The 16,223-nt window shown below is 71.7% G+C and carries 15 protein-coding genes and 1 pseudogene; 8 read left to right on the top strand and 8 right to left on the bottom strand.

Translation table 11 applies throughout. The features are described 5' to 3' along the window. Window positions 1–168 precede the first annotated feature (168 nt). The gene (locus tag AC07AZ_RS01090; RefSeq protein WP_478842441.1) at window positions 169–1,398 is read right to left on the bottom strand and encodes a flavin-containing monooxygenase; all 1,230 of its coding nucleotides are present in this window, start codon (window positions 1,396–1,398) and stop codon (window positions 169–171) included. A gap of 320 nt (window positions 1,399–1,718) precedes the next feature. On the opposite strand from AC07AZ_RS01090, the gene AC07AZ_RS01085 reads away from it, so the two are divergent. The 6 genes and pseudogenes from AC07AZ_RS01085 to AC07AZ_RS01060 form a co-directional block, all read left to right on the top strand. Continuing rightward, window positions 1,719–2,354: an ABC transporter ATP-binding protein gene (locus tag AC07AZ_RS01085; protein WP_478842439.1), complete on the top strand. Its 636-nt coding sequence runs from the start codon at window positions 1,719–1,721 to the stop codon at window positions 2,352–2,354. Beyond that, window positions 2,351–3,142 carry a hypothetical protein gene (locus tag AC07AZ_RS01080; protein ID WP_478842436.1) on the top strand — a complete coding sequence of 264 codons (792 nt, stop codon included), beginning with the start codon at window positions 2,351–2,353 and terminating at the stop codon, window positions 3,140–3,142. The genes AC07AZ_RS01085 and AC07AZ_RS01080 overlap by 4 nt, the downstream gene beginning before the upstream one ends. A 680-nt stretch (window positions 3,143–3,822) precedes the next feature. Beyond that, complete coding sequence (locus AC07AZ_RS01075) at window positions 3,823–5,052, top strand: DUF3500 domain-containing protein (protein WP_478842434.1); 1,230 nt, start codon at window positions 3,823–3,825, stop codon at window positions 5,050–5,052. Then, window positions 5,049–6,566, top strand: a complete 1,518-nt coding sequence (locus AC07AZ_RS01070; protein WP_478842432.1) for a HupE/UreJ family protein — start codon at window positions 5,049–5,051, stop codon at window positions 6,564–6,566. Before AC07AZ_RS01075 ends, AC07AZ_RS01070 begins: the two co-directional genes overlap by 4 nt. 418 nt (window positions 6,567–6,984) lie before the next feature. Next, window positions 6,985–7,365, top strand: coding sequence for a VOC family protein (locus tag AC07AZ_RS01065; protein ID WP_478842430.1), 381 nt, complete (start codon window positions 6,985–6,987; stop codon window positions 7,363–7,365). A gap of 274 nt (window positions 7,366–7,639) precedes the next feature. Further along, a pseudogene (locus AC07AZ_RS01060) lies at window positions 7,640–7,843 on the top strand (Tn3 family transposase); the annotation flags it as partial. Between the two features lie 172 nt (window positions 7,844–8,015). Here AC07AZ_RS01060 and AC07AZ_RS01055 read toward each other — a convergent pair. Both AC07AZ_RS01055 and AC07AZ_RS01050 read right to left on the bottom strand, forming a co-directional pair. Beyond that, window positions 8,016–8,813 carry a maleylpyruvate isomerase family mycothiol-dependent enzyme gene (locus AC07AZ_RS01055; protein WP_478842428.1) on the bottom strand — a complete coding sequence of 266 codons (798 nt, stop codon included), beginning with the start codon at window positions 8,811–8,813 and terminating at the stop codon, window positions 8,016–8,018. Window positions 8,814–9,485: 672 nt separating this feature from the next. Then, a complete protein-coding gene (locus tag AC07AZ_RS01050) occupies window positions 9,486–9,941 on the bottom strand; it encodes a MarR family winged helix-turn-helix transcriptional regulator (protein WP_478842426.1) in 456 nt (151 codons plus the stop codon). 72 nt (window positions 9,942–10,013) lie between these two features. Between AC07AZ_RS01050 and AC07AZ_RS01045 the strand changes: the two genes are divergently transcribed. Both AC07AZ_RS01045 and AC07AZ_RS01040 read left to right on the top strand, forming a co-directional pair. Beyond that, the gene (locus AC07AZ_RS01045; protein WP_478842424.1) at window positions 10,014–10,805 is read left to right on the top strand and encodes an SDR family NAD(P)-dependent oxidoreductase; all 792 of its coding nucleotides are present in this window, start codon (window positions 10,014–10,016) and stop codon (window positions 10,803–10,805) included. Window positions 10,806–11,278: 473 nt separating this feature from the next. Next, complete coding sequence (locus AC07AZ_RS01040; protein WP_478842422.1) at window positions 11,279–12,070, top strand: COG4705 family protein; 792 nt, start codon at window positions 11,279–11,281, stop codon at window positions 12,068–12,070. Window positions 12,071–12,100: 30 nt separating this feature from the next. On the opposite strand, the gene AC07AZ_RS01035 is transcribed toward AC07AZ_RS01040, so the two are convergent. The 5 genes from AC07AZ_RS01035 to AC07AZ_RS01015 are packed head-to-tail and all read right to left on the bottom strand — an operon-like array spanning window position 12,101 to window position 16,212. Further along, window positions 12,101–13,480 (bottom strand): sensor histidine kinase, encoded by a 1,380-nt coding sequence (locus AC07AZ_RS01035; RefSeq protein ID WP_478842420.1) that lies wholly within the window; start codon window positions 13,478–13,480, stop codon window positions 12,101–12,103. After that, window positions 13,477–14,139, bottom strand: a complete 663-nt coding sequence (locus tag AC07AZ_RS01030) for a response regulator transcription factor (protein ID WP_478842418.1) — start codon at window positions 14,137–14,139, stop codon at window positions 13,477–13,479. Before AC07AZ_RS01030 ends, AC07AZ_RS01035 begins: the two co-directional genes overlap by 4 nt. Then, on the bottom strand, window positions 14,085–14,933 hold the full coding sequence (locus AC07AZ_RS01025; RefSeq protein ID WP_478842416.1) for a phosphatase PAP2 family protein: 849 nt from the start codon (window positions 14,931–14,933) through the stop codon (window positions 14,085–14,087). The genes AC07AZ_RS01030 and AC07AZ_RS01025 overlap by 55 nt, the downstream gene beginning before the upstream one ends. After that, on the bottom strand, window positions 14,930–15,535 hold the full coding sequence (locus AC07AZ_RS01020) for a phosphatase PAP2 family protein (protein WP_478842414.1): 606 nt from the start codon (window positions 15,533–15,535) through the stop codon (window positions 14,930–14,932). Before AC07AZ_RS01020 ends, AC07AZ_RS01025 begins: the two co-directional genes overlap by 4 nt. Then, window positions 15,532–16,212 (bottom strand): DedA family protein, encoded by a 681-nt coding sequence (locus tag AC07AZ_RS01015; RefSeq protein ID WP_478842412.1) that lies wholly within the window; start codon window positions 16,210–16,212, stop codon window positions 15,532–15,534. Before AC07AZ_RS01015 ends, AC07AZ_RS01020 begins: the two co-directional genes overlap by 4 nt. Window positions 16,213–16,223 lie beyond the last annotated feature (11 nt).

Here is a 16,223-nt window from a genome sequence, read left to right as displayed (position 1 = left end):
AGGGGAGCCTCCCCTTGTCACGACTCCGAAACGGGCCGATCCCGACCCGCCCGACCCACGGCAGGGCGCAGCAGCCGGGCACGACCCGGCCCCGCACGGCAGAGAAGGCGCCTCCATCCCATCGCCCCGCAGGCCGCGCCGCCGAAGGGCCAGGCTTCCGAAGTTCCGTCAGCTCGGAACATGCCCTTGAGGGAGGGGGTCGGCAATGCGGTCGCCGACCCGGGGGGTGGGAAGGGGTGACCGCGCCGTCTCACGTCGGAGTGCGCGGGTGATGGCGCGCGCCTCGATGCCCGCCTGGCGAAGGACACCCGTGAGGGGATTGGTGTACCCGGCGAAGTACAGACGCGGGGCTTCGGCATGGGTTCGTGCCCCGACGGTGAGGGGGTGCCCGGCCTCGTCGAGTACGCCCAGGGACCCGACCAGGTCGTGCAGGTTGGGCCGGTACCCGGTGGCGGCGATGACCGTGTCGGGTCGCAGCCGGGTGCCGTCGGCCAGTACCACGTCGGGGCCGTCGAACGCCTGGACGGCCGCGACCGGCTCGATCCCCCCGGACCGGACGGCGTCCACGAAGCCGTGGTCGAGCACCGGGTTGACCCCTTCGCGGACATTGCGGGTGTACAGGCCCGTGCGGGGCCGCGGCAGTCCCCGTGATGTCAGGTCGGGCACCGCGAGTCGTTGGGTGAGCAGGGAGGTGCGGTCGCGCCACGCGAGCGGGAGGGCCCCCGTCAGCCGGCCGACCGCGTGCCATCGGGCGCTGGAGCGGGGCAGGATGTTGGGTGGGGTGCGGACTGCGATCCTTACCCGTTCGACTCCGGCTCCGGCCAGGACGCTCGCGATCTCGGTACCGCTGTTACCGGCGCCGACCACCAGGACGTGCTGCCCGCGGTAGGGGGCCGGAGAGCGGTAGTGGGCCGAGTGCAGCAGCGTGCCGGTGAAGGTCGAACGCCCGGGCCAGTGGGGGAGGTTCGGGGTGTGGCAGCGGCCGGCGGCCACCACGACCGCACCGGTGGGCACCGGGCCGTCGGGGGTGTGGACCAGCCACTGTGCGCCCGAACCTGGCTCGGCCCGTTCGACGCGCCGCACCGGGGCTGCCACCCGCACGTCGAGTCGGTGATGGGCGACGTAGCGCTCCAGGTATCGCACGTAGTCGTCCCGGCTCACCCACGGGCCCGCCTGGCGCGGCACCGACAGGCCGGGGAGTTTCGAGGCGCCGGGGGTGGTGTGCAGGCGCAGATGGTCATAGCGCTGCTCCCAGCTCGCCCCCACTCGGTCCGACCGTTCCAGGATCACCGCCGGCACTCCGGAGCGGCGCAGTAGTGCGGCGGCCGCCAGGCCGTGTGGACCGGCTCCGATCACGATCGTGGGAGCGCTGAGGTCTCGCTGTGGTGTCGGGGGCATCGCCTCCTACAACGGCAGACCGCGGCTCACGTCACGCTCAACGGGGAGGCGCTGCCTGGGGAGTGGCGGTGCCGGCTGTTCACCGGAACAGCGGGTGGCTGCCGTTACACCGGCGGTACGGGCTCGTTGACACCGGGCAGTAGTGCGCCGCCCCGCGCAGGGCATCGGTCCGCCCGGGGCCGGACCGTCCGGGCCAGGCGCGGCTGGGCGGCCAGGAGCCGGACGGGTCAGGGGACATGAGCCTGTGCGGCCCGCGCTCTGTGGCGGCCCTGTCCCCGGGTGCCGCCCGCCACACCTGTCCGATCTTTCGAGGGGCTCATGTGCAGGCAGTAACGACGTGCCACCGGCCACGGCTACGGATCAGCGGAGTCCGCAAGGAGTACGGCGGCAGGCAGGTCCTGCGCGGCGTCGACCTTGACGTGCCCGCCGGGACGCTGGTGGGAGTCGTCGGCGAGAACGGGGCGGGGAAGAGCACTCTGCTGCAGATCGCCGTAGGACAACTCGCCCCCGACCGCGGAACGGTGACACGGACCGGGGCGGTGGGGTACTGCCCGCAGCGAGCGGTACTGAACGACGCGTTCACCGTCGGACAGCATCTGCGGCTGTTCCAGATGGCCTACCGGCTGCCGACCCTGGAGCGCGCCGGCGAACTGATGGAGCTGCTGGCACTGACCGACTGCCGGCGACAGCAGGCCGGCGAGCTCAGTGGCGGAACGCGACAGAAGCTGAACCTGCTGATCGCTCTCATGCACGATCCTCAGTTGCTGGTCCTGGACGAGCCCTACCAGGGCTTCGACTGGGACACCCATCAGCGGTTCTGGGCCCTGGCCGCCGATCTGCGGGATCAGGGCCGGTCGATCATCGTGGTCTCGCACCTGCTGCACGACCTGCACCACTTCGACGCGATCGCTCATCTGCACCAGGGGCGTCTGCACTTCGAGGAGACCGACCGTTGAAGCTCTCCTGGACGGCATTCACCGAACTGCTGCGCTCCACTCTGCTGGGCCACCTGCGCAACCGGCTGGCCCTGGTCCTGGCGGTCGCGTTCATCCCCATCTGGATCGCTGTGGCACGCCTGTGCACCTCCGACCAGGTGGTGCGCGTCCGGCTGGACGCCGTCAGCGCACCCGTCTCCGCTCCGGCCAGCCAGGTGGGCCAGGTGGCCAGCGCGCTGGGCGCCATCACCATGGTCGCCGGTTTCACCACCTTCAGCGAGACCTTCCAGTCCCGGCAGATGGACCGCCGTCTGCTGCTGGCCGGCTACCCCCGGCTGCCGATGCTGCTGGCGAAACTCGCCGCCGTCGCCCTCACCGCCGCCCTGCTGGCCTGCTACACCACGATCCTGCTGTGGATCTCCCTGCCCGTACGCCACGCAGGCCCCCTGGCGCTGGCCCTCGCGGGCGCCGGCCTCGCCTACGGCGGCATCGGCCTTCTGCTCGGTTCCATGGTCCGCGGCGAGCTGGAGGGCTTCTTCCTCATCATCATGCTCAGCCTGGTCGACACCGGCCTGCAGAACCCCGTTTTCAACACACTCATGGACGTGGCGGGCGTGTCCGCGCTTCCTCTGTACGGCGTGACCCAGCTGGCGCTGGGCTCAGCCCTCACCCCACACATCCCCTGGTCCCACGGCCTGCTCTCCCTCACCTGGTCCGCGGCGACCGGCGCCCTGGCGCTGCTCGTCCTCCACACCCACCGCCCTTCCCGCTCCCCGTGGTCCCGGAGGACGAGGGCCCGGGCGGGGTGATCAGGGTGAGGACGGCCCTCCGAACCCGCTCGACGGACGCGGTCTCGTGTGGGGCACGAGACCTGTCGGGGGGATAGCTGCCGTAGTCGGGGAATGCCGGCCGGCGGTCGTGAGCGTCGCGGACCATGGCCCTTTCCCTCTAGAGACTTTGACCAGTCCTCGGCTCTGTAACGCCTGGCAGCTGAGCAGCAGACCCCGCAGGGTCCCGATGGCTGGCGTGAAGGGCTGGTACTCGGCGAGGGGGTGAGGATCTTTTCCCTGAGCAGTGCCTTGCGGGCTCGGACCTGGCGCCTTGCCAGTTCGTCCAGCTCATGCTCGCGCCGACACGGGGTGCTGCGGTTTCACCGCGGACGGTGTCGTTGCGAGCACGCGCCGGACGCTCTCGGTGCGCCCGAGCGCTGGTTGGCGGCTGAGGCCGCGATAAGAGCAACCTGTCAACGAGCCCAGCAAATCCACCGAACATGCGATGCAAGCCACCCAAAGGGGACGGGGCCGAAGACGCGGGCATTGAGTCGTCAACAATATTGCTGATAGTTCTCTCATCCATCACGCGCGTGTCCTCAGCGGTGTGCCGGCAGAGCCGGTACCCCGCTCCCACCCTTGTCTTCAGGGAGTTGTTCGTGAGTAAAGAGAGAACACGTCGGGCTCGTAGCCGACGGACTTGGCGGGGCATAGCCGGCGTGGCCGCCGGCGTCGTCCTTGTCGGAGGCGGTTTCGCGGCGGCCAATGCCGCGACGTCCACGGGCGAGGCGAAGAAGGCCGGCGTCCACTACCCGGTCAACAAGAAGGCCGACGGTGTCGCGGCAGTGGTCAGCGCCGCCAACGCGTTCCTGAACACACTGGACTCCGACCAGCAGGCGTCGACGGTCCTGGACTTCTCCCAGGCGAACGCGACCGCCTGGTCGAACCTGCCGTGTGGGTCCACCTGCCGCCCCGGGATCCAGTTCGGTTCGCTGAGCGACGAGCAACTGGCCGCGGCGGACAACGTGTTGAAGGTGGCACTGGGTTCCGGCAAGGGCACCGGCTACGAGCACGTCCTTGAGACCCTCAAGGCCGACGACGTGCTCGCCTCGGCGCAGGGCACCGGCTCCGCCGCGCCGACCGACGGCGCCTCCAGCGCCCCCTCGGCCGACGCCTCCGCCTCGGCTTCGGCTTCGGCTTCGGCTTCGGCGGACCCGAGTGCCACGCCCACCGACGTCCCGACAGGCGCCCCGCCGTCGGGCGGCCCCGGTGGCGGCGGCGGTGGCCTCGGCGGTTACGGCAGCGGTGTCTACTTCCTGGCGTTCCTGGGCACCCCGTCGGCGCACGGCACCTGGCAGCTGCACTTCGGCGGCCACCACCTCGCCGTCAACGTCACCTACAAGGACGGCAAGGTGGCCGGCGCCAGCCCGTTCTTCACCGGCGTCGAGCCGACCAGCTGGACCGACGACGACGGCACCACGCACGCGCCGATGGCGAAGTTCCGCGACGGCCTGCTGAAGCTGACCGGCAGCCTGAGCACCGCTCAGCTGGCCAAGGCCAAGCTGTCCCAGTCGTTCGGCGACGTGCTGCTCGGCCCGGGCGAGGACGGCCAGTTCCCCGCCACGAAGGAAGGCATCAAGGCCAGCGAGCTGTCGGCCAGGCAGAAGAAGCTGGTCCTGGAGGCGATCCACCCGTGGGTCGCCGACGTCGACGACGCCACCGCCAAGCAACTCATGAAGACCTACGCGAAGGAGCTCGACCAGACCTACGTCGCCTACTCCGGCGGCACGGGCCTGGACACCCAGGGCGACTACGTCCGTATCGACGGCCCCAGCGTGTGGATCGAGTTCGTCTGCCAGAACGGCGTCGTGTACCGGGACCAGGTCCACTACCACACCGTGTACCGGGACCACACCCGCGACTACGGCAGCGAGTTCTCCTTCTCATGACCCGACCGCGAAACTGGCTGACCACAGCATTGCGCCTGGTGGCCGGGATCGCGATCGCGGTACCGGCGGCGCTCCTCACGGGGGCGTCGCCGGCCGCCGCGCATCCGATGTCGCACTCGGTGGTGCAGCTCGACGTGTACCAGGCGTCCGTCACCGCACGGCTTGAACTGCCGGTCGGCGACCTCTCCCGGGCCAGTGGGATCGATCTGAGCGACACCACACGGACCACCCTGTCCGCGAAGGCCAAAGCCATTCGGGCCTACCTCGGCAACCACATCCACCCGGCCACCACCCAGGGCGAGACCTGGCAGGTCGCCATCGGTGCCCTGAGTCTGAGCAGCACCGAGCAGAGCTCCACCGGCCCCTACCGCGAGCTGGTCGCCGAGGCCGTGCTCACCCCGCCGGCCGGCGCCGACACACGCCACTTCACCTTCCGCTACGACGTCATCGTGCATCAAGTCGTCACCCACACAGCTCTAGTGACGGTCCGTCAGGACTGGGCCGCCGGTCAGGTCGACGGCGAGGGCACCACCCAGGTCGGCACCATCGGGATCAACACCCGGACCATGACGGTCCCGGCCCTGAAGGTCGACCTCGGCGGCGGCAGCGCCTGGCGTGGTTTCCTCGCCATGGTGAAGCTGGGCGGCGACCACATCCTCACCGGCACCGACCACCTGCTCTTCCTCTTGATCCTGCTCCTCCCCGCGCCCCTCGCGGCCACCGCAGGTCGCTGGAACGGCCTGGTCGGTGCCCGGTCCGCGCTCGGCCGCATCGGCCGCATCACGCTCGCCTTCACCGCGGGGCACTCCGTCGCGCTGGCCGCCACGGCACTCGGCCGCCTGGACATCCCCGGTCGGCCGGTGGAGGCGTTCATCGCCGCCAGCATCCTGGTCGGCGCGATCCACGCCGTCCGCCCCCTCTTCCCGGGCAGGGAAGCGCTCGTGGCCGGGGTCTTCGGGCTCGGCCACGGCATGGCCTTCTCCTTCGTCCTGGCGGAGATGCATCTGTCCACCGGCCAGCTCGTGACCAGCCTGTTCGGCTTCAACCTCGGCATCGAACTGGTTCAGCTCCTGCTGGTCTGCCTCACCCTGCCCTCCCTGCTGGTGCTGGCCCGGCTGCGGATGCAGTCCGCGCTGCGGCTGACCGGCGCCCTGCTCACGGGCACTGCGGCCCTCGGCTGGCTGGCCGACCGCCTCGGTCTTCCCAACGCCGTCGCCCGGGCGGCCGACAGCGCCGGATCCCACACCACGCCGATGCTGGCCGCCCTCACGGTGACCGCACTCACCGCCACCGCCTGGACCCTGACCACCCGCCGTCACCCACGACTCGAACCGGCCGAACCCCCGGCAGCCACATGCCCCGAGCCTGGGGAGCCACACGCAGCCACGACGTGTGAGCCGTACGACCGCGACGAGGCGGTGGACGTCGCCGACTCAGCGGCGAGATGCGGGTCCGTCCGGCCGGCTTGCCGGTCTTCTTCGTGTGCATGGTCGAAGAACAGCGAACCGACCTGATCGGTTCGCTAATTGCGTCCCACCATTGCGTCCCACCCCGATGCATGGGCTCGCGGCCTTCTCTTGGACGCTCGGGAGCGGCCGGGGTGGCGGGCGCCTGGACCGGGACCGTCTCCCTCCGGGCGTCAGGGCGTCCGGGCGGCGGCCGGGCCGGTGATGTTCCCGGAACCGGCTCGGCCAGGATGTCGTCGGCGCCGCTGCGTAAGGAGGCCGGCGAGGTCGTCGCATCGGCGGTGTGGTCGGACCGTCCGTCGTGGCCGGCTGGTGGGGCGGGGCCAGCGTCGTGCCCTGCGTTCGCGGGCAGGGGCGGCTGAGGACGCGGAGGGTGCGGAGAGTCGTCGGCGGGGTCGTCGAGGAGATACCGGCTTGGTCCAGGGAGGCGCCTCGGGCCTGCCGGGGGATCACTACCGTGGCGTTCATGCACCGATCGCGAATGTACGCCCTGATCGTGGACGCCCCCGAACCGGAGGCTTCGGCGGCAGCCCGGTTCTGGTCGGCCGCTCTGGGGGTGCCGGCCCGTGTCGACTCGGCAGAGCCCCAGTTCACGGCACTGGTCGGTGTGGTGGAGGGGCTGGCGACTGTGGTCCAGGCGGTTGATGATGTGCCGCGTATGCACATCGACATCGAGACCGACGATGTCGGTGCCGAAGTCGACCGCCTTGTACGGCTCGGCGCCACCGAGGTGTCCCGTTGGCTCCAGTGCCACGTACTGCGGGCGCCGGGTGGACACCTGGTGTGTGTCATCCCCGTGCACAGCGATCCGGATCTTTTCGCTGCGACCGCGCGGACCTGGAGCTGACAGCACAACGCACCGATGCGAGCCCGGCGTCGGACGGGCCGTCATCGAGCGAGGTGACGGTCGGGGCGTCATCGGGTCTGCCATCCGCCGTCCCGCTCGGACCACGACCATCAGACGTGCCACGCCGTGTCGGGCGGGTGTGGATGCGTACGAGGTCGGCGAGGGAGTGAACCAGCAGCAGGCGCCGGCCGCCGAGCTGGTCACGTGCGGGTGGGCTGCGTCCGCCGAGCGGATCGTTCAGGTGGCCGTGGTCGCGCGCCTCGCACACCACCTGGCCGCCGTCGCCCAACTCCGCGCCGAGGGCCACGAAATCCGGGACGAGGACATCGCCCGGCTCTCCCCGCTCAAGCACAAGAACCTGAACCTGCTCGGCCGCTACAGCTTCACCGCCGGCGTCCCGGCCGCCGGCGCCCTGCTCCCGCTGCGCGACCCGGACGCGGCCGGACTCGATGACGACGAGGACGGCGCGGAGAACTGACGGCGTCAGACGCCGACCAGGCGCGCCGGTCAGCTTGTGGGCCGCCGCGCTTGGTCAGCCGCTTCGCGGCCGTGGCGGTCTGCTCCTCAGCGGCCCCGAGGCCACCACGGCGTGGCTGCAGCCGTTGACGGGAGGCATGGCTCGGGCGTACGAGGAGGCGCATCGTCACGTCCTACTCATCCGGGTCCCAGGCGCTGAGCTGGTCGAAGAGACGTCGGTCGCCGTCGAACTTCAGGGAGTTGATCGGGATACGGTCGTGCAGGCTGAGGACCAGCTCGTCGGCCGTGCCCCAGGCGGAGGCGTTGCCCGCGTCCGGGTCCTGGTCGGCAGCGGTGGCCGATATGCCGCCGGGCCCGGGGAGACGGGTGGTCCGTGCGCCGTCGGCGGAGAGCGAGAGGCGCCAGGAGCGGCCCTCGGAGGCGTGGAAGTCGATGACAGCGGGCTTGTGTGGCCACGCACTCGGCGTTGCGACGCAGGTGGACAGGAACTCGTCGACACCGTCGAGTGCCACCTCGGCCGGCAGCGGCTGCGGGGCACCCACGGTGATCTGGGCGTCGTACGTGTGCACCGCCATCTGCTGGAGCTGGTGCCGAGCTACGGCACCGGAGGTCTGCGGCGACTGCGACGTCTCCCACCACGTCCAGCAACCGCGATCCGGGCCGGCCTTGCGCAGTGCGTCCAGCAGTTGCTCCGTGGACTCCGCCAACCAGGCCAGCAGGGCCTCGCGCTCCCGAGGCGCAGCCGGGGCGCCCTCCGCTGCGGACTTGGCCGGAGCAGGCCCTGCGGCGACGGTGGCGGCCCAGTCGCGGCGCCCCTCGCCGATGTGCTGCGCCAGATCGAACAGCGTCCACTCGGGGCAGGTCGGCACCTGTACGTCAAGGCTGGGCGCGGAGGCGACCGCGGCGCGGAAGGCGGTCGACCGTTCGTCGATCAGTCGCAGCAGAACGGGGAACTCGAGAGTCATTGTCACCCTGAATCTCTATCACTGCGTTCCGGTAATCGGACAGCGATTTTCACAGCCGCCATCGCGGGCGGACCCTCACCACCGCGGAGAAATGATGGAGGACCTCTCGGCCGCCGACCGTGCGTCACACACGGTCCTTCTCATAAGCGTTCATCTGCGAGAGTTCTGCGAGAGCCCCCAGGGTGATCACGTTTCCGCTGTGCCGCTGTGCTGCTGTGCCCCAAGGCCGTCATCGCCCGGGCCATCGTGATCCACGCCACCGGCCCCCAGGCCGTCTGCGGAGGGTGTCGACGGGCTGCCCACCTGGTGGGCACCGGCGAGGCGGTGGACGCCCCGGTGGAGGTGGTGACGGATCGGTCCCGCATCGCGACCGTCGCGGCGTTCGGACGCGGGGGGGGGGGGGGGGGGGGGGGGGGGGGGGGGGGGGGGGGGGGGGGGGGGGGGGGGAGGGGGGGAGGGGGGGGGGGGGGGGGAGGGGGTGGCCTGGGGGGGGGTTGGGCGGAGTTGTTCCTACGTCGGCACTTTCGCGTTTTTGGAATCGGGGGAGCTCCCGGCTGCGGCGCCGCAGCCGGGAGCTCCCCGCTGGCGGCCGGCGCACAATGTGCCGGGACCGTCCGGGAGGAGCCGGCGTGGCGCCGTGCCAGGGCCCCGTCGCCCAAGCGTGGCCGGTCGGCTGGCTCAGGCGTTGCGCACTGTCTTGCTCACCTGGTCGAGCAGTGTCCGCAGCTGCGCGCTCTCCGCCGGTCCCAGTCCCTCGGTGATGTGGCGCTCGATGTCGGCGATCACCTGGTCGGCCGCGCGCAGCGCTTCCCGTCCGGCGTCGGTGAGGTGCAGTTCCTGCACGTGGCGGTGGCGCGGATGCTCGCGCCTCTCCAGCTGCCCGCGGCCTTCCAGGCGGGCCACCAGCGAGGCGACCGCCTGCGGAGTCACGTTGAGGCGGCGGGCCAACTCGGCTCCGGCCAGCCCTGGTTCGCTGTGCACCGACATCAGCAGGGTGTAGTGCGCGGCGGCCATCCTCAGCGGGCGCAGCCGCTGTTCCTTGAGTGTCTGCACCGCCAGTTCCGCGCGGCGCAACGCCCAGGACACCCGGTCAAGCGCGCCGAGCCCCACAGGCTCCTCGTCTTCGCGTATCACCCGCCAAGGGTACGACAGTTTACGAGTATCAAGGGTTTGACATTGGGCTAACGCTTGACGCAGGCTCGGGGTATGACTCGTACGATCGCTCTCATCACCGGAGCCTCCTCCGGCATCGGCGCCGAATACGCCCGCCTCCTGGCGGACGACCACGACCTCGTCCTGGTGGCGCGCCGCGCGGACCGGCTCGGCGACTTCGCCGGGGAACTTCGTGCCCGGGGTGCGGCCGTGGAGGTGCTGCCCGCCGATCTCGGCACCCATGAGGGCATCGCCGCTGTCGCCGGCCGCCTCGCCGCGGGGGACGTGCGCCTGCTGGTCAGCAACGCGGGCGCCGGCGGCTACGCCCCGCTCGTCGACGTCGACCCCACGGACATCGACCGCCTGCTCACCCTCAACGCCGTGGCCCCCGTTCAGCTGGTCCGGGCCGCGCTTCCCGGAATGCTCGCCGCCGGAGACGGCGCGATCATCACGGTGGCCTCGCTGCTGGCCTTCAGCGGGGGCCTCACCGATGCACGCGCACCCCGACGCACTCTCTACGCGGCGGCGAAGGCCGCCACCGTCGCCTTCACCCGGACCCTCGCAGGTGAGCTCGCCGACACGCCCATCCGTACGCAGGTGCTGCTGCCCGGCGTCGTGGCCACGGAGTGGAACGAGGGCGTCGGCCGCGACATCCCCTGGGCGATGACCCCGCAGGACGTCGCCTCGGCCAGCCTTGCCGGCCTGCGCCTGGGGGAGACCGTGTGCACCCCTGGTCTGGAGGACCAGGCCGCAGCCCTTGACGCCCTGCTGGCCGCGGAGTCCGCTCTGCTCACCGGCGGCAACCAGCCCACCCCGGCGGCTCGCTACCGCAACCCGCAGGCGTAGCAGCGGGTACCTCCTCGGTACTGGTTCGACCCGGTCGGGGGGCGGCTGCCGACCGCTGTGATGCATCCGCCCGCCGAGGGCGCTTCCGGCGCCCGCGCCTCGTCGGAGTCTCCTTCGCCCTCACCCCGGCCGCCGAGCCCGGCGCCGTCATCGCCGCGGCGGGCGAGCGCCTGCCGGCCGCCGTCGCGGACGGCCGGGTCCGGCCCCTGATCGACACCACCCTGTCCTTCGACATGGCCGACAAGGCCGCCGAACGGCTCCGCTCCCACCAGGCTCACGGAAGGATCAGTCGCCAGGCCGATGCTGGGAGACCGTCGCTACCACCGGTCGCAAGCTGCTGACCAGTGCATCGGCCACTGTGTTCAGGTCGCGTTCAGGTCCGTCTGAGCCTCGGGCAACTCCCGCACCAGAAGCCCCAAAACTCTGGCAAAGGGGTCTGGGGCAACCGCCGGTCACCGTGCCATGGTGCCGCCATGTCGACTGATCACCTCACTCCCAACAGGCCCGCGGGCCACATGCGTCACGCGGCGAGCAAGGTGCCGGAGGTGACCGTCTACTTCTGGATCATCAAGGTGCTGACGACCGGGATGGGCGAGACGGCGTCCGACTTTCTGGCTCACCTGCTCGGCCCGATCCCCGCTGTCGGCCTCGGTGGTATCGCCCTGGTGGCCGCTCTGGCCGTGCAGTTCACCGTCCGGCGGTATGTGGCCTGGGTCTACTGGACGGCGATCGTCATGGTGAGCGTGTTCGGCACGATGGCCGCCGACGTCCTGCACGTCGGCCTCGGCGTTCCGTACACGCTCTCGACTCCGTTCTTCATGGCCGCTCTGGCCGCCGTCTTCGCCCTCTGGTACCGCAGCGAACGCACCCTGTCCATCCACAGCATTCACACCCGGCGCCGGGAGACCTTCTACTGGGCCGCCGTGCTGGCCACGTTCGCGCTGGGCACCGCCGCCGGCGACCTCACCGCCACGATCGGACTCGGCTACCTGGGCTCCGCCGTCCTGTACGCCGCCGCGATCGCCGTTCCGGCCGTCGCTCACCGGTGGGGGAGCCTGAACGCGGTGGCCGCGTTCTGGGCCGCGTACGTCATCACCCGACCGCTCGGCGCCTCGGTCGCCGACTGGATGGCCGTCGGCCACGGCAGGGGCGGACTCGACCTGGGCCTGGGGCCGGTCACGCTGTCCTGGACAGTGGCCATCCTCGGCTTCGTCGGCTACCTGGCCACCTCCCGCAAGGACGTCCAGCGCGACACCGCACAGTGATACGCCGACAAGCGCCGAGCGGCGCCCCAGTCACCCGGCAGGCAGGCTGACCACGAACCGTGCCCCGGGGGTGTGTCCGGGGTCGTACGTCACCTCGCCGCCGGCGGAGCGGGCCAGGCGTCGCGCCAGCGGCAGTCCCAGGCCCGCTCCGCCGTGTCCGTCGCCGGGATCGGCGCGTTGACCGGGTTCGAAGAGCTGTCCGGCGAACGGGGGCGGTACGCCGGGCCCGTCGTCGATGACTTCGATGCGTACGCCGTCGGGTGCGCGGTACGCGCGGACGGCGACGGTGGAGTGGGCGTAGCGGCAGGCGTTGGTCAGCAGCGGGCTGATGATGCGTTCGAGGAGGGCGGGTGGGACTCCGGCCTCCACATGTGGGCCGTCGGCGGTGACCGTCAAGTGGCCTGGCACGTCCGGCAGTTCGCTGAGTCGTCGTAGCGCGGGCAACACCTCGGCGGTGCCCGGCGCGGTGAGTGTCCCTCCGCGGGCGTCGTCCAGCAGGGTGTCGCAGATGGTGCGCATGGACTGGGCGGCTTCCGCGATGACCTCGTGGGTGGCGTGGGTCTGGTCGGCGGTGCGGGGGCGGGTCTGCCACCAGTCGAGTTCGGCGATGATCCGGCTCAGGGGCGTACGCAGCTCGTGCGAGAGTTCCCCGGTGAGCTGCCGCTCGTGGCGCAGGAGGGTGCGGATGCGGTCCAGTATGGCGTCCAACGACGTACCCAGGCGGGTGAGTTCGACGGGGTGGCGCATATGGCCGAAGCGTTCTTCGGAGGCCACGGCGCTCCACTGGGTGGCCTGGTCGGTCATCGTGCGGACGGGGCGCAGCGCGCGGCCGACCGCCAGCCGGGTCAGGGCGTAGGTGCACGCGAGCATCACGACGTCCAGGGCGAGCGATCCCAGGAGCAGGGTGTCGGCCGAACTGCGGTACGGGGAGAGGTCGAGCGCCGTGACCACCGTGGCCTCGCTCCTCTCTCCGGACACCGGCTGCGAGCACAGCCGGAGGGGGCCGTCGACGTCGGCGGTGACGCACCGCCGGCCGCCGCGCTCGGCGAGTGCGTCGGCGACGCGGGTCAGGCGGCCGGGGTTCGGCGGCTCTTCCAGCAGGTGTCGGCCGGCATAGATCCACACGTTGGCGTCGAGGAGTTCGTCGTGGGAGGTCTCCAGGACGCGTACGGTCGTGCCGCTGGTGTCGACGGTCGTCGCGACGGCGGCGGCGCGGGTGCGCAGCTCGTCGTCCGCCTGGTGCTGGAGGCGGTGCTGGGCGACGGCGTTGAAGGCGACGGTGAGGACCAGCATCAGCAGCGCGGCCGTGGTGAGGGCCACGAGGGAGAGCCGGCCGCGCAGAGTGCGGGGCGCCAGACGCTGGAGGGAGGCGGTCACGACGGGCCGCAGCCGGTGGCGGATCCCGCTCATGACAGACGGTGACCGATCCCGCGGGCCGTGCCGATCGTCCGGTCGCTCCCCGCCTCGCGCAGCTTGCGGCGCAGCCGGGTCAGATACTGGTCGAGGGTGTTGTCGTGTACCTGGGCGCCCTCGTGCCAGCCTGCCCGGAGCAGGTCGCGGCGGCGCACGATGCCGCCGGAAGCCGCCATCAGCGCGGCCAGGAGACGGAACTCGGTCGGTGTCAGATCGACTCGAACGCCTCGGACGCTGACCACGTGCCGGACGGCGTCCAGTGCCAGGTCTCCCGCTGTGGAAGCGGGAGGCGGCGCGGCCCGTTTGAGGGCTGCCCGCAGGCGGGCGGCGAGTTCGGCGAGATGGAACGGCTTGGGCAGGTAGTCGTCGCCTCCGGCCGAGAACCCGGACAGCCGGTCGCTCAGCCGGTGATGGGCGGTCAGGAAGATGACGGGGGAGAGGAATCCGTTCGCGCGCATCGCCTGGCACACGTCCCGCCCGTCGGCGTCGGGCAGCCCGATGTCGAGCACGGCGGCGGAGATGCCGGCGGTGGCCAGGCGCAGGGCGGTGGCGCCGTCCGGCGCGGGCACGGTGTCGAAGTCCTCGTCGCGCAGCCCGCGCATCAGCACGTCACGCAGGGCGTGATCGTCCTCGACGACCAGGATCGTCTGGCGCATGGTCCTCCCTCTGCTCTCGTGCCACGTCCGTCTGTTCCGATGCCGTGTCCGTGCGGCAGTCCGCTGTGCTGCCCATCGGTCCTGTCGTCCTGCCGTGCTGCCGTCCTGCGCGCCGAGTCCGAGTCCGAGTCCGTGTCCGTCGTGCCGGGGATCCATGGGTGGGGGAGCCGGCGGGCCACGGTGCCCAGGCACAGGCCCAGCCGGCCGAGGGCGAACAGCCGGCCGCCGACGACATCGGTGAACCAGTGCACTGCGAGGTGGACGCGGGTCAGGCCGACCGACGCGCCCCAGCCGCCGATGACCAGGGTGAGCGGGGTCGTGCCGCGCGGGCCGCGCACGCGGACGGTGATGATCAGCAGCCCGGCGGCGAGGGCCGCCGTGGTGGTGTGACCGGACGGGAACGCCCATCCCGAGGCATGCGTCGACCAGTCCGTCAGGGGCGGCCGGGGCCGGGTGACGAGCGCCATCACCGCATACCGCAGCGCCTCGCCCGCCCCGAGGCAGCCCAGACAGAGCGCGACGGCCGGCGCGCGCTGCCGCGGGGTGCGCCCCGCGACGACCCCGGCCGGCGCTGCCGGCGCGTAGGGGACGACACCGGTCCCGGTGGCCGTCACCGCGCGGGCGAGCGCCACCGCCACGTCGGGCCGGTGGGCGGCGCACCAGGAGAGGAGGTCGGCGTCGGCGAACAGCGGCGCGCCGTCGTGGCCCGCCATGACCATGGTGAGCACGCCGAAGGCCGTCCAGGCGCCGAGGCCGCAGCTGTCGGCCGGTTCGGCGACCTCGCCGCGCTTCACGAAACCACCAGGAGCGGACGCAGACGGGTGGCCGCGAGCCGCAGCGCCACGTGCTCCGCACGCGCGCGCAGTGCCGACATGGCGAGCAGGGCGGCCACAGCACCCACCACGACACCCGCCAGCACGTCGTGGGGGTAGTGCGCGCCCACCCAGACACGCGAGAGCGCCATCGCGCAGGCAGCCACCGCGGCCACCGCGCCGAGGCGGCGGGAGACGAACAGCAGGGCGACGGCAGCCGCGGCGGCGATGGCCGCGTGGTTGCTCGGGAAGGACCAGTCGCCGGGCGCCGGGCACGCCTCCAGCGTGGTCACCCGCAGGCTCTGACAGGGCCGGTCCTCGCGCACCAGCAGTTTCAGTATCGCGTCCAGCCCGTACCCGGCGACCACGACGAACGGCACGGCGAGGGCCGTCACCGACGCCACGGCGTCCACACGCCGAGCGCGCCACCAGCCGACGGCCATGAGGACCGCGAACAGGGCGAGGCCATACGTCGACCACGCCGACACCGTGTCGTCCAGCCACGCGGGAGCGTGCCCGGCGAGGTCCACCACGTCGGTGTAGGCCGAGCCGTCGACCGATGAGCCGTCGAGGGCGATGATCATCCGCGCGCCTCCTCCGCCTTCGCCTTCGCCTTGGCGGCCCGGCGCGTGCGGTGCACCTCGGAGGCGACCGGAATCAGCGACAGGGCCACGATCACCGCGACCATCGGCAGCAGATAGCGGTCCACGTTCGGCACGGAGGAGCCCAGCGCGTATCCCGCCAGCGTCAGGCCCAGACTCCACACCAGCCCGCCCGCCACCTGCCACACGGTGAAGGTCCGCACCGGCACCCGCAGGGCGCCCGCCATCGGGTTCAGGACCGTGCGCACCACCGGAACGAAACGGGCCAGCACGATCGCCTTCGCGTACCCGTAGCGCTCCAGCAGCTCCTCCGCGCGTTTCGCCCCCTCGTGCAGGCGGGGCGAGCGGCTTCGGGCGAGTAGGGTGCCGCCCGCTCTTCGGCCCAGGAGGTATCCGCACTGCGCGCCCGCCAGCGCGCCCACCGCCGCAGCGACCAGGAGCGGGGCGAGCGACAGCTTCAGGCCGCTGTCGGCGGTGCCGGTGCACAGCAGACCGGCCGTGAACAGCAGGGAATCGCCCGGCAGGAAGAAGCCGACCAGCAGCCCGGTCTCGGCGAACAGGACCACGCCCACGCCCAGCACACCGAAGGCGGCCAGCAGCGACCGGGCGTCCAGTACATTGACGGCGAGCTGCGACGACAGGTGTACGGCTGTGGTCATCGCCGGGATAC

Source organism: Streptomyces sp. NPDC043878 (assembly GCF_056435735.1).
This window is presented reverse-complemented; position numbering and strand designations above follow the sequence as displayed.